This is a genomic window from Marinobacter halotolerans (assembly GCF_008795985.1).
Lineage (GTDB): Bacteria > Pseudomonadota > Gammaproteobacteria > Pseudomonadales > Oleiphilaceae > Marinobacter > Marinobacter halotolerans.
Map to the genome: position 1 here is coordinate 595,022 of NZ_VMHP01000002.1, position 23,294 is coordinate 618,315.

The 23,294-nt window shown below is 58.6% G+C and carries 17 protein-coding genes; 14 read left to right on the forward strand and 3 right to left on the reverse strand.

What is annotated here, in order from left to right; translation table 11 throughout:
* Nucleotides 1–217 precede the first annotated feature (217 nt).
* The 4 genes from FPL19_RS13055 to FPL19_RS13070 all read left to right on the forward strand — a co-directional run bounded on the left by FPL19_RS13055 (nt 218) and on the right by FPL19_RS13070 (nt 5,651).
* On the forward strand, nt 218–2,224 hold the full coding sequence (locus FPL19_RS13055; protein ID WP_150912991.1) for a methyl-accepting chemotaxis protein: 2,007 nt from the start codon (nt 218–220) through the stop codon (nt 2,222–2,224).
* A 207-nt stretch (nt 2,225–2,431) separates the two neighbouring features.
* The gene (eno, locus tag FPL19_RS13060) at nt 2,432–3,733 is read left to right on the forward strand and encodes a phosphopyruvate hydratase (protein ID WP_150912992.1); all 1,302 of its coding nucleotides are present in this window, start codon (nt 2,432–2,434) and stop codon (nt 3,731–3,733) included.
* 58 nt (nt 3,734–3,791) lie between these two features.
* The gene (gene tpiA, locus FPL19_RS13065; protein WP_150912993.1) at nt 3,792–4,616 is read left to right on the forward strand and encodes a triose-phosphate isomerase; all 825 of its coding nucleotides are present in this window, start codon (nt 3,792–3,794) and stop codon (nt 4,614–4,616) included.
* Nucleotides 4,617–4,667: 51 nt separating this feature from the next.
* A complete protein-coding gene (locus FPL19_RS13070; RefSeq protein WP_225314416.1) occupies nt 4,668–5,651 on the forward strand; it encodes an FAD:protein FMN transferase in 984 nt (327 codons plus the stop codon).
* A 24-nt stretch (nt 5,652–5,675) separates the two neighbouring features.
* Here the strand turns inward: FPL19_RS13070 and FPL19_RS13075 are convergent, their stop codons facing one another.
* From FPL19_RS13075 to FPL19_RS13085, 3 genes are read right to left on the reverse strand one after another with little or no spacing between them, the layout of a single operon-like run.
* Complete coding sequence (locus tag FPL19_RS13075; protein WP_150912994.1) at nt 5,676–7,232, reverse strand: general secretion pathway protein GspF; 1,557 nt, start codon at nt 7,230–7,232, stop codon at nt 5,676–5,678.
* Between the two features lie 12 nt (nt 7,233–7,244).
* Nucleotides 7,245–9,779, reverse strand: a complete 2,535-nt coding sequence (locus FPL19_RS13080) for a LamG domain-containing protein (protein WP_150912995.1) — start codon at nt 9,777–9,779, stop codon at nt 7,245–7,247.
* A gap of 7 nt (nt 9,780–9,786) precedes the next feature.
* The gene (locus tag FPL19_RS13085; protein ID WP_225314417.1) at nt 9,787–11,028 is read right to left on the reverse strand and encodes a hypothetical protein; all 1,242 of its coding nucleotides are present in this window, start codon (nt 11,026–11,028) and stop codon (nt 9,787–9,789) included.
* A gap of 199 nt (nt 11,029–11,227) precedes the next feature.
* Here FPL19_RS13085 and FPL19_RS13090 point away from each other — a divergent pair, with 199 nt between their 5' ends.
* Genes FPL19_RS13090 through FPL19_RS13135 form a run of 10 tightly spaced genes read left to right on the forward strand, consistent with a single transcriptional unit; the run spans nt 11,228 to nt 23,285 of the window.
* Nucleotides 11,228–13,900, forward strand: coding sequence for an HzsA-related protein (locus FPL19_RS13090; RefSeq protein ID WP_318527388.1), 2,673 nt, complete (start codon nt 11,228–11,230; stop codon nt 13,898–13,900).
* 24 nt (nt 13,901–13,924) lie between these two features.
* On the forward strand, nt 13,925–14,677 hold the full coding sequence (locus FPL19_RS13095) for an SH3 domain-containing protein (protein WP_150912996.1): 753 nt from the start codon (nt 13,925–13,927) through the stop codon (nt 14,675–14,677).
* A 23-nt stretch (nt 14,678–14,700) separates the two neighbouring features.
* On the forward strand, nt 14,701–15,294 hold the full coding sequence (locus tag FPL19_RS13100) for an outer membrane beta-barrel domain-containing protein (RefSeq protein WP_225314418.1): 594 nt from the start codon (nt 14,701–14,703) through the stop codon (nt 15,292–15,294).
* 14 nt (nt 15,295–15,308) lie between these two features.
* Nucleotides 15,309–15,806, forward strand: coding sequence for a TlpA family protein disulfide reductase (locus FPL19_RS13105; RefSeq protein ID WP_150912998.1), 498 nt, complete (start codon nt 15,309–15,311; stop codon nt 15,804–15,806).
* Nucleotides 15,807–15,836: 30 nt separating this feature from the next.
* On the forward strand, nt 15,837–16,079 hold the full coding sequence (locus FPL19_RS13110; RefSeq protein WP_150912999.1) for a DUF4266 domain-containing protein: 243 nt from the start codon (nt 15,837–15,839) through the stop codon (nt 16,077–16,079).
* Nucleotides 16,066–17,229 (forward strand): DUF3570 domain-containing protein, encoded by a 1,164-nt coding sequence (locus FPL19_RS13115; RefSeq protein ID WP_225314419.1) that lies wholly within the window; start codon nt 16,066–16,068, stop codon nt 17,227–17,229. The genes FPL19_RS13110 and FPL19_RS13115 overlap by 14 nt, the downstream gene beginning before the upstream one ends.
* A 19-nt stretch (nt 17,230–17,248) precedes the next feature.
* Complete coding sequence (locus FPL19_RS13120; protein WP_225314420.1) at nt 17,249–17,815, forward strand: AraC family transcriptional regulator; 567 nt, start codon at nt 17,249–17,251, stop codon at nt 17,813–17,815.
* On the forward strand, nt 17,806–19,851 hold the full coding sequence (locus FPL19_RS13125; RefSeq protein ID WP_225314421.1) for a tetratricopeptide repeat protein: 2,046 nt from the start codon (nt 17,806–17,808) through the stop codon (nt 19,849–19,851). The genes FPL19_RS13120 and FPL19_RS13125 overlap by 10 nt, the downstream gene beginning before the upstream one ends.
* Nucleotides 19,844–22,678 (forward strand): tetratricopeptide repeat protein, encoded by a 2,835-nt coding sequence (locus tag FPL19_RS13130; RefSeq protein ID WP_150913000.1) that lies wholly within the window; start codon nt 19,844–19,846, stop codon nt 22,676–22,678. The genes FPL19_RS13125 and FPL19_RS13130 overlap by 8 nt, the downstream gene beginning before the upstream one ends.
* Nucleotides 22,665–23,285: a tetratricopeptide repeat protein gene (locus FPL19_RS13135; protein ID WP_225314422.1), complete on the forward strand. Its 621-nt coding sequence runs from the start codon at nt 22,665–22,667 to the stop codon at nt 23,283–23,285. Before FPL19_RS13130 ends, FPL19_RS13135 begins: the two co-directional genes overlap by 14 nt.
* Nucleotides 23,286–23,294 lie beyond the last annotated feature (9 nt).

Consider the following 23,294-nt stretch of genomic DNA (forward strand, 5'->3'; position numbering starts at 1 on the left):
CCGCTGCCCCGAATCTTTCCGGCAGCGGCGGTCTCCACGCGTTCAGGTCGGTGGGTCTTGGCCGGTTGCTTTCCTTCCTACCCCCTTTTCTAGCATTTCAGGTGTTTCCGTAATTCTCGGAATCCCTGCCGGCCCTTATTCACCGCCTCTCACTGACGCCATCCTTATCGAAACAGCTCGCTGATTCAGCGCGCATTGTCCGTGGAGATTGTCGGGCATGAAAAACATCTCGGTCATTCATCGTCTTTACTTTGGTTTCGGTCTGCTGTGCCTGATTATCGCGGCATGGGGGCTCTTCAATGGAAACATGATGATGTCCATCTCTGATGGCACATCCAGGGTCAAGGACAGGATCTTTCCGTTTCAGCGCTCGGTTCAGTCTGTCGAGGCAATGACGGGAAACAGCGGGATGGCTGTAATCTCACTGGCGAGAGTCAGAGTTAAAGAAGAACTTGAAATCCGCTATGAAACGCTGAACGGCATGCTGTCAGGGCTGGAAGCCCGGGTGGCGGAGCTGGCAGGCAATGCCGACGGCATTGAGCTGCTTGAAGGGTTCGGCGAACCGGCGGAGCAGTACCAGAAACAATTGGCGACCCTGCGTCAGCAGGCCGCGACGCTTCTAGGGCATCAGGCCGAAGTTATCAGGGTATCGGATTCAGTCAACCGGGATCTGTCCGACTTTCTGGCCAGAGCATCGGAAATGAAACAGCTCCTGCTTCAGGAGGGGGCCGCGCCGGCCGGGTCTGATATCTATCTCAAGGACCTGCTAATGACGGTGATGGGCAACCTGTCCAATATCGAATTGTTGATCATGCAACTGGTCAGTACCGAAGATCCACAGAAGCTGAAACAGGTGGTTGAGAACCTGCGCTTCAACACGGTAACGGTGGAACAGGATCTGGAGGCGATCATTACCGAGATACCTTCTCTGGAGGAACTGACGCCACTGGCAGAAGAGTTCTTCGAATCGGTTAACAGTGAAACCGGTATTGTCAGCCAGTACTACGATTACCGCAGTAACCTGCTGGCCGTTAACTCTACGGTTTCGGAAATCGAAGCACTGCTGAATGCTCTCAATGGCCATATAGACAGGATGGTGGAAGCCGCCGGCCGGGCCGCCGTAAAAACGGTGGACAACCTGGATGCCACGGCCCGCTTTTCCGAACAGCTGGTCTATTACCTGGTGCCCGCCATCCTGTTCATAGCCGTTGTCATATCCGTCTGGCTTGGACGGTTGATCAGTGTTCCGCTGCGGGCAACCGTGAACCATCTTTCGGCCATGGCCAGTGGCGATTACAGCCGCGAACTGACCTTTCGCGCCAAGGGTGAATTTGTCGAACTGAAAGACTCGGCGAACCAACTGGCCGCTGCCATGCGTGAAGTGCTGGGCAGCCTGCAGAAGGCCGGGGGTGAAATCACCGGCGTGGCTGCGTCTAACGCCGACTTCTCCCACGATCTTAGCCAACGTATCCGTGGCCAGTCAGACGACCTGAACTCGATTGCCACGGCGATGACGGAAATGGAATCGTCCTGTCACCAGGTAGCGGAAGCCGTCCGCGATACTCATCAACTGGTGGAGTCGGTGAACAACCGGGTGGACGACAGTAAAGCCACCGCCAGTGCCAATATGGACTGCGTGGTTCAGTTGGAAGAGCAGGTGCAACAGACCTCCGGCAAACTTCGCAAGCTTGAAAGCGCGTCTCAAGACATCGGACGGATTACTGAATCGATTGATGAGATTGCCAATCAGACCAACCTGCTGGCCCTTAATGCGGCCATTGAGTCAGCGCGGGCAGGGGAGTTCGGGCGGGGGTTTGCGGTGGTGGCCGATGAAGTAAGACAGCTCGCCCAGAAAACCACCAGCAGCACCGAAACAATCCGTGGCCTGGTAACCCGTCTCCAGGGCGACGCCGCGGAAGCCGTGTCTTCCATGGACGACAGTTTCCATCGTCTGGAATCGGTGAAGTCACTGATTACCGAGGCGTCGAAGGGGGTTGAAGCGATCCGCGAAGCCGTGGATCAGATACGCGATAGTGCCGAGCACGTCCGTGCCGGCATGGACGAGCAGGAAGATGTCAGCCGTTCGGTGTCGCGCAATGTCACCGAGATCAGCGGTTCGTCGTCCGAGAACCTCGAGCAGATCGAACAGCTGGTTGCGACCAGTGATCAGCTCAAGCGATCAATGTCGGATATCGAGACCCTGATCGGGCGTTTCCGGGTCTAGTAAAGAGTTTAGAAAAACCATAGCAAGGAGTGCCCTGAGCGCTCCTTTTCGTTTTCCATATAACAAAATCATATGGATTTCTTTTCTTTTCCGCTTGTTAATGTTCGCAAACGAATATTACAATCGTGGTATCTGTTCGATAGTGCACTCGAATAGGGCATAACGAGCGCGTAAACAAAAACAACAGCATCAGGCAGGTTATTCATTATGGAACGTATTCAGTCTGTGTTCGCCCGGGAAATCCTGGACTCCCGTGGTTTCCCCACAGTGGAAGTGGAAGTCGAGTTGAAAAACGGCGTCGTTGGTCTAGGCCGTGCGCCGTCCGGGGCGTCCACAGGTTCCAGGGAAGCGCTGGAGAAAAGAGACGGAAACCCCGACCGATATAGTGGCAAGGGTGTTCTGGGCGCCGTTGAGGCAGTCAACCGTCATATTGCGCCAGCGTTGGAGGACCGCGTGGTGTTTGACCAGCTGGTCATTGACCGGTTGATGCGCCACCTGGATGGCACCGATAACAAATCCGGTTTTGGTGCTAATGGCATTCTTGCAGTTTCCCTGGCGGTGGCCAATGCCGCGGCCAATTATCGCCAACGGCCTCTTTATCGGTATCTTGCCGAGCTTTACGGCTGCTCCGGCCCCTGTGTTTTGCCGGTCCCAATGATGAATATCATCAACGGCGGCGCCCATGCCGATAACAACGTGGACCTCCAGGAATTCATGATCCAGCCGGTGGGCGCACCAAGCTACAGTGAGGCACTGAGGATGGGCGTGGAGACATTCCATGCCCTGAAATCCCTTCTCAAGAAAAAGGGCCTGTCCACCTCCATCGGTGACGAGGGCGGATTCGCGCCCGATCTGGGTTCAAGCGAAGAGGCGCTGGACCTGATTCTGGAGGCGGTCGAAACGGCCGGATATCGTCCGGGCACAGACATCGTTCTGGCGCTGGACTGCGCAGCTTCCGAGTTCTACCACGATGGTCGCTACGAACTGTCCGGCGCGGGCGAGAGTTTCGATTCCGAAGGTTTTGCCGATTATCTGCGGTCCCTGGCCATGAAGTACCCCATTGCCTCGATCGAAGATGGTATGGACGAGAATGACTGGGATGGCTGGAAACTGCTCACCGAAAAGCTGGGCGAAAGGGTGCAGCTGGTCGGCGACGATCTGTTCGTGACCAATACCTCGCTGATTTCCGAAGGCATCCAACGTGAGATCGCCAACTCAGTGCTGATCAAGTTCAACCAGATCGGCACCCTGTCGGAAACCTTTGAAGCCATCGGTATGGCCCAGGATGCCGGATACACGGCGGTCATCTCCCACCGCAGCGGTGAAACCGAAGATACCTTCATTGCGGACTTGGCCGTAGCCACAAGGGCCGGCCAGATCAAAACCGGCTCGCTGTGCCGATCCGACCGGGTCGCCAAATACAACCGGTTGCTACGGATTGAACAGGACCTGGGTGCCCATGCGTTCTACCCGGGTGTCGGTGCAATCCGCTGTGCCCTGGACACCTGAGCCGGGTGCCTGCTACCTGAGCTGCGCCCCTGCAAGACCTGACAACAGGAGACAGATCATGAGAAAGCCGATCCTGATTGCAAACTGGAAGATGAACGGTAGTCTGCATTCAAACCAGGCACTGCTGGTGCGGATGCTGGCGAAACTGCGGCCATTCCGCAAAGCCGTCGATATCGCCATCTGCCCACCTTTCCCTTACCTGTTTCAGGTGCGGGATCTGCTGGGCTACACCGGTATTGCGCTAGGGGCCCAGAACGCCAGCAGCGCGGTGTCCGGCGCCCATACCGGTGAGGTAAGCGCGACGATGCTCGAGGAAATGGGCTGTCGCTACGTTCTGGTTGGCCATTCCGAGCGGCGGGCAAGCTATTACGAATCTGATACCGATGTGGCTGCCCGTTTCCGGCAGGTTGTGTCTGCAGGCATGACACCCGTGCTGTGCGTTGGCGAAACCCTGGAGGAGCGGGAGCAGAACGAGACTTTGGCCGTGATAGAGCGTCAACTGCGGGCCGTTATTGACACAACCGGAATATCGAGCCTGGCAGGCAGCATTGTCGCCTATGAGCCGGTCTGGGCCATTGGCACCGGCAAAACCGCGTCGCCGGGTCAGGTGGCAGAAACCCACCGGGGTATCCGCGGGTTTCTTGAAAACTGCCAGCGCGGAGCCGGCGACTCGACGCGGATCGTTTACGGCGGAAGCGTGAAGGCGGTTAACGCCGCCGAGCTGTTCCAGTCTGAGGAAGTTGACGGTGGGCTGATAGGCGGCGCCTCTCTTCAGGCTGAGGAATTTTCCGCCATCGGCTCGGCGCTGACCGGGGCCAAGCCGGATGGATCTTCGGACAGCTTTCCCCCTGAATCGTCAGGACTTGCCATTCCGGATTCCTGACCACCGGCCATATCCTGTAAAATCGACCTCTGGTAACAGAAGGGGTTCGTTATGCGTGGTTTGGCAGGATTGGTTCTGGTCTGGCTGGTGGTGGCAAATCCGGTGCGGGCAGAGTGGGTGAGTGTCAGCGGCACCGCCATGACCACGCCCATAGAAATGGAATACTGGACGGAAGACCCGGCCGTGATTGGCGAAGCGGGGCAAGCCGTACTGGCGCTGTTCCAGAGAATCGATCGCCAGATGAGCCGCTACCGCGAGGATTCCGAACTTTCCCGTGTGAACCGGCAAGCCGCTGAAGATCCGGTCGAAGTCAGCGACAGTCTGTTTACTGTGCTTCAGGAGGCGCTCCGGGTGTCGGAGCTGAGCGAGGGCGCCTTCGACATTACCTTCGGTTCGGTGGGCTACCTTTACGATTTTCGTACCAAACGCCAGCCCACTGATGTAGAACTTGCCGCCGGGTTGGCCACAGTGGATTACCAGTCCGTTGTTCTGGATCCGGAAGCAAAGACCGTGCATTTCCTGACTGACGGGGTACGGCTGGATCTGGGCGGCATCGCCAAGGGATACGCCGTCGACCGTGGCATCGATGTCCTCAAGTCTTTCGGAATTCGCCATGCCCGACTGAGTGCCGGTGGGGATATGCGTCTGCTGGGTGACAAGCGGGGCAAGCCCTGGATCGTGGGAGTGCGGGACCCCAGGTCGGAAAAGAACAATGCCCTGGTGATGCCGCTGTCTGATGTGGCGGTATCAACCTCCGGAGATTACGAGCGGTTTTTCCTGGATGAAGCCGGGGAGCGGGTTCACCATATCCTCTCGCCGGCCACCGGCAAACCCGTGAAGGGTGTGCAGAGTGTGACCATTCTGGGGGAAGATGCGCTGACGACCGACGGGCTTTCCACGGCAGTCTTCGTGTTGGGGGCGGCAAAAGGTCTGGCGCTGATCAACCGGCTGGACGGCATTGATGCCGTAATCATCGATGACCAGCGCCAGGTGCATTATTCCGACGGATTGATGCCGCCGGAGGATGAGGCATGATTGTTACACCAGGCCCTGACGTTATCAGGCGATGGGTTCGAGGCCTACCAGCCTGTCGCGGCTTGAGCCCAGCCCGTGCCCGGGCATAACTTCTTCGAACCTGCCTTCTTCGCCGTTCAGTGCCATATAGTTCAGCACCACCGTCTGAACCAGTTGATTGACATTGTTGGCCGCCGGGCTCGAGGCGGTTTCCACCGAGGCATCGGCACGCATGAAGCCAATCTGGCGATTGCGCACAACCGGCTTGCCACTGGGGTTGTAGACCAGATAGAAAGACGCTGCCGTTTGCTGATTGTCGCCGGTCCACTCGCCCTTGCCGCGCCCGCCTTCTGAATCATCAATACGACCATTGCTGGACACCGAGCCATCGCTGAAAACGTAGAGCATCAGGGGAGTCGGGGTGCCTTCGAGGGATTTGCGGTGGGCGTACTCCAGACAGGCGCCCATACAGCGACCCGCCAGATAGTCCCGGCTTTCGCCGGTGGCGCGCTCGCCAGTGTGGTAGTCATAGCCACCCATGGTAATGGTGCCGGCACCGGCATAACCGTTCTGGACCAGTTTCATTACCGAAGCCGTCTTGCGGAATTCCCGGCCTTCGCGGCTGCCGGACGTGAATTCCGCCTCAGTAAAGATGCTGTCGCCAGCGCCCACAATTTTCAAATCCTTGGACGGGTCCAGAGCCTCCGGATTACCGAAGCGCTCGGTCAGGTCTGCGCTTTTCACGTAACCGCAATCAACCTGTTTTTTGACCTCGCCATCGGCTTCCGTGGCCAGGCCAGTGTTCATGTTGTTCATCTTGCCGAGGCTGATCTCCCGCATGGATTTCATCACCTCTACGGCATCAGACTGGCTGAGAATGGACGTCAAATCGCCCACGTCCACCAGGCCGGTAGCGTCGGTCGGGCGATCCACTTTGGTCGGCCGTGCCTTGGGGTTAATAAGACCCATGGGCGCCATGGAATTGCCGCCACTCTCGGAACTCTGGGTTCCGATGAGCGACAGCAGTTCGCCGTCGGCACCGGCTTTAAGAATGCCGTACATCGGGTTGTGGGGGTTGTTGCCGGTATCGTTTTCGGACCGGGCGGCAATGATGGCGCCGTCGATATTGGCCCGTGCACCGATGGAAACCGTGTCCTGCAGGCCCCGCAGGAAGGCACTGTCGGAGTGAAACGCCAGCCCGAATTCTTCGTTGAAAAAGCCCTGGCTGGGCAGCATGTCACCGGGCAGTCCCAGCTTGTTGTATCCGGCGGTGCTGAGGAAATCCATCTGTCCACCGGACTTGCCCATCAGCACATTGGAACCGGCAATATTGGCGCCTCCGGCCAGGTCAAAGCAGATAAAGGGCACTTTCCCCGAGCTTTCAGTCCGAATGCCGCAACCGTCTTTCAGCGTCTGCGTGAAGGCCTCTGCCCGTCGCGGGCTGGCCAGCAGGCTGAAAAAGGCGGCGCCGGAAACAGCCGCGGTACCCGCCATAAATCCCTGGGCGATAAACTCCCGTCTGGTCCTGGGTCGTGCGTGATCCGGATGCAAAAGAGGTTGTTCCAGCGACATGGCACGTTTGCGTGAAGTTTTGATCAACATGGTCAACGTCCTTTACTGAATCAGGGTCACGGCGCTGCCGAGGACGGCGGCGCAGCTTGCTTTAACAACGGTTTTCGTACGTTCCGCATCGCATCCTTCCGGACAGGCCGTCAAAGTTGTGATCAGACTGTTCAGCTCTGATTCGACGGCGGTATCCGAAGGTTGCGTGTCTATATCCGTCCCTACCAGCTTTTCAAGCAGGACTCCGATGAGCGTCTCGCGTCCGGTCGTGTTGAAAGCCACGGCAACACTGGCATCAAAATCAAAAGACTCGGGGAAGAAGTTCTCACGAGCGGTGTCATTCCGCACCAGCGCATCGCAATACTGGATGGCCAGTTGTGTGATACCCATCTGATGGGAAGCCAAGAAACCCTCAATGTCCGGCACCGTCGGCAGTTGCTGTTTCACCAGGTTGTAGGTGTTGTAAACCGCCGGTTCAGTGGTGGGGACGCCGGTCATCTTCGACATGGACGCATTGATTTCTTCAAAGGTCTTCAGACCGATGGTTGAAACATCACCCAGATCTTCTGGATCCGGCTGAGAGGGCAGGCTGCCTTCAGTACGAACGTCCTGGCCATTGCCAAGCTCCTCGAACGTCAGGAAGAACTCGTCGATTCCCGGGCCCTGTTCCAGTCCAATCACGGTGCCAAGGCTTGACAGCTGCTGACCGCTGCCGGGCACGTAATCCGGGCTGCCGAGGGTTATATCGAGATTGGCAAAGGCCTGGCCCACCGCGGGTTCACGGCCATTAATGCCGATCCGCATGCCCTTCAGCGGAACACCGGAGGGTGCAGCTTCGTCGTTCAGGTCAATATAGAAGGGATTGGAGAACAGATAGCCGAAGCTGTCGAACTGGCTCACCTCGAAGACGATGAAGCTCTGCTCCATGCCGTCGATCAGGTGGGATACGCTGAACAACAGGAAGAACTTCTGGCCCACACCCACCTCGTAGTTGGCCTGAACCTGCTCCGGGGTAAGTGCGCGGTTGTGGATTGCCACCATGCGCAGAGCGCCTTCCCAGGGGGAGTTGCCGTCGGTTTCGTTGCCAAACACCAGGGCAAAGGTGTTGTCCCAGTCGGTCAGAAGACCCGCGGAATCCGGGTCTACATCACCGGTGGGCTGGCCGTTCACGAAGATCTGGCGGCCGCCGTCCGGCGAGTAGTTCACCACGACGTGCTGCAGGGTCGCCTGCAACAGCATGGGATTGCTCTCGGTGGAGAAGGGCTCGTTCTGGTCGCTGGTAGTGCTGCGATGAAGCACGTCGTAAAGCTGCTCGGTCTGTCCCAGGGTAAAGTTACGGGCAGTCGCGCTGCCGGAATAGGTAATGATCCGGGCGTCTTCCTGCACCACATTGCCCGGCACCACCCAGGCTTCGAAACTGTATTCACCCGATGCGGTCAGCAGCGTGTGCAGCTTTCGGCTGTCGTCGGTGGAACCCTGGGCCTTGCCGGCACGGATCATGTCGCCGTCCGTGTTTTCATAGGCGGGGCCAAATTCCACGCCCCAGCCGCCTACCCAGCCCACGTTACCACTCAGGGTCATGTTCAGGGCCGGCGATACACCGCTGGTGTCGAAGGCGGTCTGCCCTTCGCCGGCCTTGAATTCGTAAAGCGCGATCACGTTGTCTTCGAACCGTCCACCGGAGTTGGCCAGCAGGCCGTCCGCTTCAAGATTCAGGGCTTTACTGGTGACCAGCTCCTGCGGAATCGGCTCGGGTTCACCCAGGCTGGCAATGAAATCCTGAATCCTGGCCAGCATGGTGGTGGCCGATTCGGTGCAACTGTTCGCCCAGCAGTTGTGATTGTCATCCCACAGACGCTGTACCAGGCGGGATGACGCATCCCCCGGAAGCACCGTGTCGCCATTCTCATCCTCAAGATCATTCAGGTCGATCCGGCTCTTGGCCTGCTCGTAGGCAATTGAAACGTCGCCACTGGCAATATAGGGGGTCTGCCCATTGCTGGTGTGACACTCGCTGCAGTACTGGGTCAGGGTTGGGTAGATATGAGTTGCAAACTGGGTCGGATCTTCAGGGAAGGCCAGTGTGTCGCCAACGTCCTTGATGGCCGGTGCCCGAAGCTCGACGGTTTTGGCCGAGCCTCCGGCCCCGCCTGCCCAGTTGGCGACGTAGGTGGTCAGGATATCGGCACAGGCGGTCGTGCTGGATAGCCAGCAGTTATGCCCACCGGCAACTTTGGTCACCAGTTCGGACTGAGAAGGGTCCGACAGATTCACGATGGTATTGGCCTGGGCATAGGCGGTGTTGATGTTGTTCTCGTGCACAAACTGCGGCGACTGACCGCCGTCATTGTGGCAGGCGCCGCACTTGTCCTGGGTGGCCAGGTTGTCCCAGACGCTACGCTTGAAGTTCAGCACATCGTCCGTAGCCGGGGCCGGGCCGCTATAGCTGACGCTGGTGTTGTTGCCTGAAGTGTTGGGCAGGGCCTCGGTAGATTCGCCACCGCAGCCGGTCAGCAGCAGGGCGGATGCGATAAGGGCCAGAAATGCCTGTGAGGTACGAATTCCGGATAACAGTGTCATTTTCATAGCCCTCTTACGCTCCCTTGCAGTAGGCAGCGGTTTCGGCGAACACGTCTTTCAGGTCATAGCCCTGCTTGAAGGTCGTCACGATATTGCTCACAGCGGTTCGATCGTCGCTGTCACCGGGTTCACGCAGGCAGACGTTGCGGAATACTTTCTTGACCTGGCACTGGGCGAAGGCGTCCGAATTGGCGAATTCCTCACCCAGGCTTTTTGCGCCACTGCCGGAACCTGGCAGTGTGCCGTCCCACCCCAATCGCCGGTTGGCGCCGGAGCGCCAGTAGTTGTCCCAGCTATCGTCCGGTGTGACATAGCCTTGCTCGAAAGTGGTGGAGTTGATGTGGTACTTCGCCTCGACCCGCGTGCCGGTTGCCGGATCGGTTTCGCCGGTGGCGTTGTAGATCAGCCGACCGGTCTCGATATCGCCGTCATACTCGTAGTCGTAGTAGGCAAAGGCTTGAGCCATGGGGTCCATGCCGGTGTGGCAGCCCACACAGTTGTTCAGGAATACCCGGCTGTCGCCACCCGGGCTACGGGACACGTCCTGGCGGATCCTGTCCGGCGGCAGCGACACGTCCGCCACCTGTTCCAGGTCATTGCACATGTGGTTCAGCAGGGTAAAGCGGAACATGGCGCGGTTGGTACCGGCACTGAAGAAGGCCTTGGCTGCGGCGCGGGTGGTCATGACGCCGGCGGTGGCCCCCACGGGCAGCTCCGGGTTCAACACGGATTGGCTGGCCGGCTCTAGATCGTTCGGATCACTTAACGATACATCGGTGCCGTTGATCCTGGCTTCTAGCTGTTCGTAATGATCGTTGTTGCTATTGGAGTAGCCCGCAAGGCCCAAAGATGAGGCGCCCACATAAACCAGATCGGCTTGAAGAATGTCCCGGAAATCGCGGTTATCCCGCACAATACCGATCACTGTGGCAGTGTAATCGTTCAAAGGCACAAAAGGCGTCATCGCCTCGTTGGTCCAGGGCGCGACGAAATTTTTCAGGGTCACGTCGTAAAAGGCAGGATCGTTCAAGGCCAGGCGCGCGGCTTCCACATCCCTGTTATCTGCGATCAGGTCCTGCATCTCTTGGAGCACCTGGTCCGAGGGCGGCACCCCGGCAATCCGATCATAGATCTGCTTTGCCTGCTCTCTGGCACCGGCGGATACATCGTTTGCCTGAAGCCCTATTGTGGCGATCAGGGCGGGTATGGCCAAAGTCCTTAATACCAGTTGCCTGGTCGCGTGCAAGGCTGTCATGATCGATTTCCTCGATGTCGTTAGCTTTCGCGCATTGATCCGATTTTACAGTTGTTTAACGTTTAAGCGACTCGTATACAACGCTTTTGAGCAGCACGCCACGTTATTACATTGCGTTACCAAAAACGCGTAGAGCGCGAGTCTGCACTGGCAGTAGGTTGTTGAAAGGATTTCAGAACCACTAAAGGGGTTGCTGTCAGTGACTTCACTTCACGAAAACTTCATCGCTGCCTGTCGGCATTCGATGCACTGCGGTCGAGCTATGGCGATGCGCGGGCTTGTTACGGCTTCTGCGTTGGCGCTGGCAGGCTGTCTCGCCGGCACCGGAAGCGGCGGTGGAGCGACGGACCCGGTCGCGGTCGAGAACCCGGTGGTTTTCGTAAAACGCCCACTGCTGTTTGATGAAGACAACGGCATGTTGATTGGTGACAACTTGGCCGAGCCGGCGGAATTTCGCCCGGGAGCCCGCCTTTACCTCAAAGGTCGCGCCGCTCCAGAGGCCCCCTCAGAAGACATCACATCCCGGGCCTTTCCAGACGGGGCCACCTACGACGTCAAGGATTTAAGCGTTTCCTTTGATGGAACGCGCGTGGTTTTCGCCATGCGGGCGCCGGAAATCGACGGTGCTGACGAAGAGGACCAGCCTACCTGGAACCTGTGGGAGTACGATCTCACCGCCAATAGCCTGACCCGCCTGATCTCATCGGATGTTACCGCCGAGGAGGGACAGGATATCGCACCGGCCTATCTGCCGGATGGACGCATTGTGTTCGCTTCCACACGCCAGCGGGCCTCCCGCGCGATTTTGCTGGACGAGGGCAAGCCCCAGTACGCCGCGCTGGATGAAGAGCGGGAGGTACCCGCGTTTGTGCTGCATGTGCTGGACCCGGATATTGAAACCATCAACCAGATTACCTTCAACCAGAGCCATGATCTGGACCCGCTGGTTCAGGACGACGGTACCATCGTGTTCAGCCGTTGGGACAATGCCGGCCAGACAGCCAATAACGGTTTTAACCTCTACCGGGTGAACCCCGATGGCACCGGGCTGACTTACCTCTATGGCCGCCATTCCCATGACTCGGTCAGCGGCAACACCTCCGTGGAATACCTGCGCCCGCGCCTGACCGACTCCGGCGCCATCCTTACTCAGTTGCGTCCCCTGGAAACCGATAATTTTAGCGCCATTCCGGCGACCGTAAATATCGCAGAGTTCGTCGAGGCCGACCTTGCCATCGACGGCTCGCCCGGCTCCGGCCAGACCCCTCTGGTGGGCGGACTCAGCCTTGGGGACGAGATTTCACTGAGCGGCAATTACGGCTCCATTTCCCCGCTGCTGGATGGCAGCAACCGCTACCTGGTGAGCTGGAGCCCCTGTCGGCTGAGGCTGACCGGCGGTGATGGCACCATCGTCAATTGCACCAGTGAGCGCGTGGCCTCTGGCAACTATGAGTCGGCGCAACCAGCCTATGGGCTGTGGCTGCTGGACCCGGGCGCCGGAACCCAGCGTCCCATTGAACCTGCTGACGAAGGGCAACAGTTCGATGAAGCCGTGCTGGTTCGTCAACAGTCGCTGCCGGACTTTATCCCGGAGGCCCAGTACTCGGGCGAGGACGGTACCAGGGCTGACAACGGATTTGGCGTGATTGAAATACGAAGCGTCTATGATCTGGACGGTGCGGACATCTCGCCCCGGGGCATTGCCCAGACTGCCGATCCGGGACAGTTCCCGCCGGATAACCTGCCCAGGCGTTTTCTGCGAATCGAGAAACCGGTATCGATACCCGGTGAAGAAGTTCGGGATTTCGACAATACCGCCTTTGGACGAAGCCAGGCCCAGTCCATGCGGGAAATTGTGGGCTATGTGCCGATCGAGCCGGATGGCTCGGTGCGGGTGAGGGTACCGGCCAATGTCGCCTTTGCCATCAGTGTTCTGGACGAGGAAGGTCAGCGAATCGGGCCCCGTCACCAGAACTGGCTGAACCTGACGCCGGGCGAGACGGTCACCTGTAATGGCTGCCATAATCCCAACAGCGATGTGCCCCACGGCAGGCCGGATGCGTCGCCTGCTTCGGTCTATGACGGAGCGCCTACAACCGGGATTCCTTTTCCCAACACCGATTCCACCCTGTTTACCGATATGGGCGAAACCATGGCCGAAACCTGGGCCCGGGTGAACGATACCCGGGTGCTGGGTTCTGACCTGGTTTATGAGGATCAGTGGACCGATCCGGCTCTGGCAACGCCGGGACAATCGTTTACGCTGTCTTACGCTGGCCTTGAAACGCAGGCGCCAATCCGACCGGAGTGTGAAGTTGAGTGGGCCCGCGCCTGCCGCATCGTGATCAATTACGAGCAGCATATCCATCCGCTCTGGGATCTGCCACGTCAGGTGGAAGTCAACGCTGTGCTCACGGATGTCACCTGCACGGGCTGTCACACCAACACCGACGCTGGCGTTGACCGCATCCCCGATGGACAGCTTGATTTGACGGATGGAGCGTCGGACCAGGAACCGGACCATTTCAAGGCCTATCGTGAGCTGCTGGTTAATGACAACAGGCAGATTCTTGAGGGCGGATTGTTGGTGGATGAACAGCGGGAAACCGGTGAATTCCTCCGCGATGAGGAAGGAAACCTGATTCTTGATCCGCCCGAAACCGGCGAGCCGATTCCCATTCTTGAGCCGGTCAACGTGGCGGCTACTATGTCAGTTAACGGCGCCAGGGCCAGCAATGAATTCTTTGACCTGTTTCGCTCTGGTGGCGCCCATGAAGGCTATCTTAGTCCTGACGAGCTAAGATTATTATCCGAATGGCTGGATATCGGCGGCCAGTACTACAACAACCCCTTCGACGCTCCGGCGGACTGACGGCAACAGGTAAACCAACTGACTATGCGATTTGCTTTTTGCCTGTTTTTTCTCTTTTTACCGCTAACTGTATTGGCGGACTGGCCCTGGAGCGTTGCGGACGAGCCGCAGCCACGGGTTCAGGTAGTGAAACCCTTTATCGAGTGGCGTACCGGGCCGGCGGCTGGCTACCCGGTCTTTCATGCCAGTGAAAAAGGAGAGTGGCTGACGCTTCTGAAGCGCAAGACATCCTGGCTGAAAGTGAATGATCAAAAGGGCCGTGAAGGCTGGGTTCACCTCAGTGATGTACAGGACACAGTGGACGAAACCGGCGAAAAGGTGGCACTGAGTGAGCCGCGGTTTGACGATTTCGAAAGCCGTCGCTGGGAAGTGGGGCTTTTGATGGGGCAGTTTGAGGAAGCCGCGTCTACGGCCGTCTACGGCGGATTCATGATGACCGAAAATCTTTCGGCCGAACTCTGGGCCACGCAGATACTGGGCAGTGCGTCTGAAATCCGCATGTTTAACGCCAACATCGTGCATCAGCCGTTTCCCGAATGGCGGGTGTCGCCTTTCATGACTCTGGGCGTCGGGCATATTTTCATTGAACCGAAATCCACGCTGGCGGTGCCGGAAGACCGGGACAACAGCATCGGCCACGCGGGCCTGGGCGTTCGCGCCTACATCGCAGACAATTATTTTATTCGTGCAGAGGTGAAGGACTACAAGATCTTCACTAACCGGGCCACCAACGAAGAAGCATTGGAATGGAAAATCGGATTAAGCATTTTCTTCTGAAAGGTCCGCTGTTGGCGGGTCTTATGACTATCAGTTGCTTGTCTTTTGCCCAGGAAGGCGAACGCCCCCTGATCGAGCCGGATGTTCAGCCCCGGCCGGTGGACGAGGCATTGATCGATACCGAGAATTTCGAGATCGGCGCATTTACCGGCACTCTGAATATCGAAGACTTCGAGTCTTCTTTCCTCTGGGGCGGCAAGCTCACCTATCACCTGAGCGAGCGGTTTTTCTTCGAGGCCAACGTGGGCTTTGCCGAGGGTGGCGAGACCAGCTTCGAGAAACTGGCTGGCAATGTTCAGGTGTTATCTGATGATGAGCGGGATTACCGGTTTTACAACGTCAACATCGGCTTCAACCTGATGCCCGGCGAGGCCTTTCTGACCGAGAACTATGCGTTCAATACCAATTTCTTTGTAATCGCTGGCGCCGGCGCCACCGAGTTTGCCGGCGACACCCGGTTCACGGCGAACGCTGGTTTCGGTTACCAGGTGCTGCTGACCGACAGCATCGCCATGCAGCTTTCGGTGCGTGAGCACCTGTACCGGATTGACGTGTTGGGTGAGGAAAAAACCTCAATGAATACGGAAGTCAGTGCCGGCCTGTCCGTCTTTTTCTGATGAAGGAGTTTTCTATGAATAGCCTGATGTTTCGAATTGTTCTGTCTGTCGCACTGCTTTGCGGTGCAGCGGTAACCCAGGGCAAGGAAATGAACGAACCGGCCCCGGATTTCACCCTGAAGAGCCGCAGCGGCGAGAACCTGCGGTTGGAGGACTTCCGTGGCCAGGTGGTGATGCTGAACTTCTGGGCGTCCTGGTGCGGTCCCTGCCGCCAGGAAATGCCGCTGATGGACAACATCTATGAGCAGTACAAGGATCTGGGTTTCACGGTACTGGCCGTGAATGTGGACGAGAACCGGGAAGAAGCCCATCGCTTTCTCGACAAGGTGCCGGTGTCCTATCCGATCCTGTACGACCCGGAGAGCCGGGTCAGCGAGCAGTACAACGTTCAGGCCATGCCCACCACCGTGATGATTGATCGCAACGGTAAGGCGCGCTTCGTGCACTACGGCTACAAGCCCGGCTACGAAGACGACTATGAAACGCAGATCCGGCAGCTGGTTCGCGAATAATCGCCGCCTGCCCCCGGGGGGAGAAAAGCCATGATCAGAACTCTGAAAACCGTTTTGCCAGCGCTAGGGGCTGCCCTGATGCTATTGGGTACAGCCGGGTGCAGCGATATCAAGCCCTGGGTCAAACCCTATGAGCGGGATAAGCTGGCGGACCCGGTCATGAGCCTGAGCCGACACGGCAACGCCGATTCCTATATGCATCACGTCTATCAGTCCCGGGAATCGTCCCGCGGCTCCGAGGGCGGTTCCGGGGGTGGTTGTGGTTGTAACTGATCGGCCGTGCAGGTCCGGTTTCACTGCCGGGTTTGCTCTGCTTCTGGTGTTTTTCGGTCAGCTGGCAAGTGCCGCGACGCTGCCGGTGGACAAGGTGGATATGCTCTATCACCGCTACGAGGGCGGAGGGATGCTGATTGACGGGCCTTCGGTGCTGGTGCGCAAGAGCGTGGGGCCCCAGGTGTCGGTATCGGGCCAGTATTACGTGGACTCGGTGTCGGCGGCGTCTGTGGACGTCCTTGCCACTGCCAGTGAGTATGAGGAAGAACGCACAGAGTACACGGCGGGCGTCGACTATCTGCACGACCGGTCGATTCTGAGCCTGGGATACACCATCAGCACGGAGAATGACTACGAAGCCAACACGGTTTACTTCTCCGTTTCCCAGGAGTTCTTCGGCGGCATGTCGACCGTCACTCTTGGATATGCCAACGGCTGGGATGAAATCAGGGAAAGAGGCAACGACACCTTTGAGGCCGAGGCCAAGCGCCGGAACTACCAGCTAGGCTTGAGCCAGGTAATCACCACCAACAGTCTGCTGGGCCTGGACCTGGAAGTAGTGACCGATGAGGGTTATCTGCAGAATCCTTATCGCCAGAATCGTTACATTGACCCCAATGATTCCACCAATTTCCTGTACCAGCCGGAGCGATACCCGGAAACCCGCACCAGCTATTCCGTCGCGGCCCGGGCGCTTTACTACCTGCCTTATCGGGCGTCGGTGCGCGCGGAATACCGGTATTTTAACGATACCTGGGGCATTACCGGCCACACCTACGAGGTGGCCTATGTTCACGCCCTTAACCCCCGTTGGTCCGTGGAGGGCAAGGCCCGTTACTACGACCAGGATCAGGCGGATTTCTACAGCGACCTCTACGCCTTCGAGAACTCGCAGACCCATCTGGCGCGGGACAAGGAGATGAGTTCGTTTTCGGGAGTTACGCTCGGCGGTGGCCTGGTTTATGAGTGGAAACAGACCTCCCTGCCGGGAATAGATCGCCTGCAGGCCAGCCTGCTGATCGACTGGCTGGATTTCGAATACGACAACTTCCGCGATGTCACGGCACCGGGTAATTATCTCCCCGGTGAAGAACCCCTTTACGCATTCGACGCGTTTGTTACCCGCGCGTCGCTGATTCTTGAATACTGACCGGTCCGGACACTTCACTATGATCATTCGCCAATACTCTCAAATGCGTCCATTGCTCCAGGTGCTGTCGTTCTTCGTCGCCCTCTGCTGGCTCTGGTCCGCTCCAGCGCTGGCTCAGGAGTCGGATGATGCGGACTCCGGCGGTTCGGTGGCGCTGAGCGTTGAGGAGCTGAAAAAACAGGTGATCCGCCTCAACCGGGACCTGTTCATTCTGGAAGAGGATTTGCTGTTTCCTGCCAGTACGCAGTTTGCGGTCTTCCTGAGCCTGGATACCGGCAAGTTTCTCAGTCTGGATGCGGTGAAGCTGAAACTGGACGACGACACCGTGGCGTCGCATCTGTACACCGAGCGCCAGGTGAAAGCGCTTCAGCGCGGCGGAATGCAGCGCCTGTACATGGGCAATCTCAAAACCGGCGCCCATCAGGTAACCGTTTTTGTGGAAGGTATCGGCCCCGATAACCGGGCGTACAAGCAGGCCGCAACGCTGGAATTCGAGAAAGGCACTGGCACCGCCGCACTGGAGGTACGCATCCAGGACCGCTCATCTGACTATCAGCCGGAAGTGGCGATCGTCGAGTGGGAGTGATTCTGGTCGTGGCTGTTCGTCGTTTTTATCAGCGTAAGTCGTTCCGGCACCCGGCCGTTGCCTGGCGTAAGCGGCTGCTGGGCGCTCTGCTTGCCTATTCGGTTGCCGGAGCGAGTGCCCAGGAACCGCCCCAGCGGGCCAGCGATACCGGCTATGGCATGGCGCTCTATGAATACCACCAGGGCAATTTCTTTCAGGCGCTGACCCGGTTGAATGTTGCCAATTCAGAAGGTGGCATCGCCGGTCACGGTGATCATCCGTTGCTGGTTGAGGGCGGTCTGATGCTCGCCTATGGTATGACTCGGCAGGCACAAACGCTGTTCCGCAGTCTGCTGGATGAGTCGGATGTGTCTGTCAGCACGCGGAACCAGGCCTGGTTCTATCTGGGCAAGGTGTTCTGGCTGGAGGAAGATGCCGAAGCCTCATCCGATGCCCTTGCGCGGGTTGACGGTGAGCTGCTGCAGGATACGGACACCGGGCTCTATCACGAATGGCTTTATCTTCGTGGACAGTTGCTGCTGCGGCAGAAACCGGCGCCGGACACAGCCAGACGCCTGGACGATCTGATTGAAGAGCTGCCGGAGCAGTCGGTCTGGGGCTGGTATCTTCGCTATAACCGTGCGGTGAAGTACCTTGCGGACGGGAACCTGGAAGCGGCGGTGGGTGGCCTGTCCGCGCTGATTGCCCAATCCCTGCCTGAAAACGAATTACCGTCGGAGACCGCAAAGGAGCGCCTGGCGCTGGAGCAGCAGGCGCGGCTTTCCCTGGGCCGTCTGTACCTCGGCCAGGGTGACTATCAACAGGCGATGGCCGTACTGGACGATATTCCCCTGGATGGGCTGCTGTCCGACGAGGCGCTGTTTGATTACGCCGTTGCCGCCTCCCGGGATGGCCGGAATGGCCTGGCACTCCAGGCGCTGGAAACCCTTCAGAATCGGCCACTGTTTACACCCTGGCTCCAGCAGGTGCCCTATGCCCGTGCCTTTACCATCGAGCAGATGAACCGGCCGCAGGCAGCGCTTGAGGCCTACCGTTCCGCTGCCGAACATTATCTCAGGCTGGATCAGCGCTTGGCCGAAGAACAAACCTCCCTGACCGAAAACCGGCTGGTTGAGGCACTGGAACTTGTCCGGGCCGGTCAGAATGAACCCCGGGCCGGCAGCGCCCAGCCCTCCCTTGGTGAATCCGCGGTGCTTACCGATGCCTACGGCCGGGTTGATGTGCGACCAGCGGATTTCAGCCTGGCCCAGCTGTTGTCCGGCGAGGCTTTCCAATTGGCCCTGCGGGATCTGCACGAACTCTATCGACTGGAAGATTCCCTGGATCAGTGGCGGCAGCAGCTGGCCTCTTTCGATTTCATGCTGGACACCCGACGCGAGCGCCGCGAGGTTCGCATCCGCGAAACCCGGGAGGCGCTGGCTGCCTTGAATGTGGATGAATGGGTCGATCGCCAGTCGGAATTCCGCCGCCGCATCGAACAGGCCTCTGCCGAGGAGGACGCCGCGTTCTTCATGACGGCGAGTCAGCGGGAGCTTGGTCAGACGCTGGACCGCGTTGAAGAAACGCTGACAGCGCTTCCGGATGATGAAAGCACCCGCGAACAGCGCCAGACCTATGAGCGTATGCGAGCCTACTTTGATTGGTGGGTGGCCGACGAATACGGCGTCAATCGTTGGGACGCGGTTCGACAGCTGCGGCAACTGGATGAGGCCATGGACACCTTTGTCAGTCAGCGTGACCTGATGGAACAGGAAATGGCATCGGACGCCCGGCTTGATGAGTTCGCTGCACGCATTGCTGCAAAAAGACAGGAGCTGAACCGGTTGGACAGTGCGCTGGACCAGGCACTGAGCCAGACCCGGCAATCATTGCTGGCGCAGGTAAAATCCGAGTTTGCCGCCCAGCGGCGGGAGATAGCCGGGTATCTGCGGGCCTCCCGCCATGCACAGGCCCGCCTTGCTGACCGGTTGTTCCTTGATGCCAGAGGGCCGGAAAACAGTGCTGCGGTCAAAGGCGGGGAGGGCGCAGATGACTAGGCTGATCGTCGCCATTGCGCTGACCGCTTTGCTGGCCGGGTGCCAGTCAATGTCCGGGCTTTTCTCCGGGGACCGGTCCAATGAGCCAAAACCGGGAACTCTGGCGAGCCTGGAACCGGCTGCATTGCCAGATAGGTCTGCCGCCACCTTGCCCCCGGCAGTGACCCGGGAGCAGGTTACCGAAAGCTATCGGGCCCTGTTGCCGTTGCTTCAGGACCCGGGCAAGCGCGTGGAAGTGCGTCACCGCCTGGCAGACCTGGAGTTCGAGCGGGCGGAAACCGAAATGATCGAAAACGCCGTGGATGAAATGGCCGGCGCCATTGAAGCCTACCAGGCGCTGCTTGCGGAAAATCCGGATCGGCCCAACAACGACCGCATTCTGTACCAGCTTGCCCGCGCCTATGATCTGCGTGGCATGCGCCAACAGCAACTTGACTCGCTCGATCGCCTGGTTGAGCAGTACCCGGACTCTGAATTCTGGGTGGAATCCCAGTTCCGCCGTGGCGACATCCTGTTTCGGGAGAATCGCTACGCCGAGGCCGAAAACGCGTTTGTGAAAGTGATCAACGCCAATTCCGCTGACGGACGGGGTGAGTCTTTTCTGGTCAATGCCCAGTACATGCGCGGCTGGAGCCAGTTCAAGCAGGGAGATTTCCGGTCAGCCCTGCAGAGCTATATGGCGGTGCTGGATCTTGTAATGCCGGGAAAATCTTCCGTGATGGCGGTGGAAAAACAGTACCAGACCCTGACGGAAGACCTGTTCCGGGTATTCGGCCTGTCGCTGTCCTATCTGGACGGTGCCGATACCCTTCAGGCTCTGTTCGAGGAAGCCGGCGAGAAAGCCTACGAAGTGCTGGTGTACGACCGGTACAGCAAGCTACTGCTGGAGCGTGAGCAATACTCCGATGCCATCAGCGTGTATGAGCGCTACATCGAATCCCGGCCCTTCAGCCCGTGGGCGCCCAGATACCACATACGCATTATTGAAACCCTTCAACTGGCCGGGTTTACCACCACCATCGTGGACCGCAAGGCCCAGTTTGTCAGTGACTACGGGTTTTACAGCGTTTACTGGCCCCAGGCAGAGGAAGATACCCTTCAGTTTATACAGCAACAGCTGGAAACTCTGATTCCCGAATTGGCCAATCGCCAGTACGCGCTGGCAACCGACAGTGAGGGGCAGAAGGCGAGGGACCATTACCGGGAAGCCGCGGACTACTATGAAGAGTTTGCCGACACTTTCCCCACGCATCCGCAAACCCCGGAGATGCTGTTCCTGCTGGGTGAATCCCGTCTGGCCCTGGAGCAGTGGCCGGAAGCGATTGCAGCTTTTGAGCGGGTCGCTTATGACTTCCCCTACCAGGGCGAGGTTCCGGACAGGGCCAGGGAGGCGGGCTACGCCTCGGTACTGGCGTATCAGCGCTACGCCGAAACCTGGCCGGCCGAGCCGGAGCAGCAGTACCGGGATTACGCGGAATTTCAGCAGATGAACCGTTTGCGCTTCGCCAACGCGTTCCCCCTGGATCCCCGTTCGGATGATGTGCTGTATACCGCTATCCAGTACCGGTTTGACCAGCAGGGCTACCAGCAAGTGATCAACCTGAGTGAACAGTTAATCGCCCGCGGCCCCCGGGCCGGATTACTGGCGGAGGCGCGCCTGCTCAAGGCTCACAGCCTGTTCGAACTCGACCAGTATGCGGCCGCGGAACTCGCCTACCAGGACGCCCTGCAGGCCTTGCCGCCAGAGGATAGCCGTCGGGACGGACTGATCGAGAACCTGGCCGCCTCGGTGTTCCGGCAGGCGGAAGCGCTGGCGGCGGCGGGCAAAACAGCTGAGGCGGTCAGCGAATTCCTGCGGGTGGGACTGGTCGCGCCAAGCGCCGCGCTCACCGCTAATGCCCTGTACGATGCCGCCACCCTGCTGATGGAACTGAAGCACTGGCAGGATGCGATTAACGTGATGACCGCCTTCCGGGCCGACTACCCTGACCACGAGCAGATAGACACCCTGCCAGCCCGACTGGCGCTGGCCTATCGCGAGACGGAGCAGTGGGAGAAAGCCGGTGACGAGCTGAACCGTCTGTTCGCCATGGCGACAACCGACGAAGAGCGCCGCGAGAACCTGCTGATTGCCGCGGAGCTGTATGAACGGGCGGGCAATCTGACCAAGGCGATTGATACCTGGCGCCTGTATGCCAATACCTATCCCCGGCCGCGAGATGTCTACATGGAGGCGGCAAAGAGCCTGTCCGGACTCTACGAAAAGATTGGTGACGATTCCCGGCGTCGTTACTGGCTGGCGCAACAGATGGCTGTCGTCGATGAGGCGCCGGCTCAGGCGGATGACCGCATGCGTTACCTGGCGGCAGAGGCCTCGGCGATTCTGGCCCGGGAAAAACTGGAAGCCTACAACAGCATAGCGCTTACCCTGCCACTGAATCAGAGCATGAGTGCAAAAGTCAGAGCTCTGGAGGAGGCTGTTGCGGCCTACCAGAAAACCTCATCCTACGGCGTTTCTTCTTTTGCCACCGAAGCGGGCTACCAGATCGCCCATATCTACGGTCGGCTGGGTCAGGATCTGATGGCCTCCGAGCGGCCGACCGGTCTGAGCGAGCTGGAACTGGCCCAGTATGAGTTGTTGCTTGAAGAGCAGGCCTTCCCGTTTGAGGACAACGCCATCAGTATCCATGAGCAGAACGCAAGCCGGACCCGCAGCGGAATCTACGACGAGTGGGTAAAACGCAGTTTCGAGGCGCTAAAACGACTGTTGCCGGGTCGTTACGACAAGCCCGAAATTCTGACAGGAGTTGTCAATGAACTGGATTAGCCTGCCGGCCATTCCGTTACAGAGGATACTGGCGGTCGCCCGTCTGAGTGTCTTACCGGCTCTGTTTTTGTTACTTGCCGGCTGCGCAACGACGCCAGACCCGGAGAAGGACGCCGAGTTGGTCCGGGAACAGGCGAGGCAGAAAGCTTTGCAGCAGGACTTTGATCAGGCCGTCGAAACAATGAAGAGCGGCGATCATGGAGTGGCAAAAGAGCAGTTCGAAGCGCTTCATGAGCAATACCCCGAGCGCACGGGGCCGCTTGCCAATCTAGGGATACTCGCCATGAAGGCCGACGAGCCGTCCCGTGCCAGCAAACTGTTTGAGCAGGTGGTTGCACTGGATCCGTCTCACACTGCGGCGCTGAATCATCTGGGCGTGATTGCGCGGGAAAACGGCGAATTTGAAAAGGCCGAGAAATATTACCGTCAGGCCCTTGCCGCCGATCCGGATTACCTTCCGGCGGTTATGAACCTCGCCATTCTTCTGGACATCTATCTGGGCCGGCCAGGTGAGGCCTTACCCCTGTACGAGCAGTATCAGGCTTCGGCGGAAGAAACGCATCCGCGACTGAAAGACTGGATTTTTGACGCCAAAAACCGCATCTAGGGAGCCCCA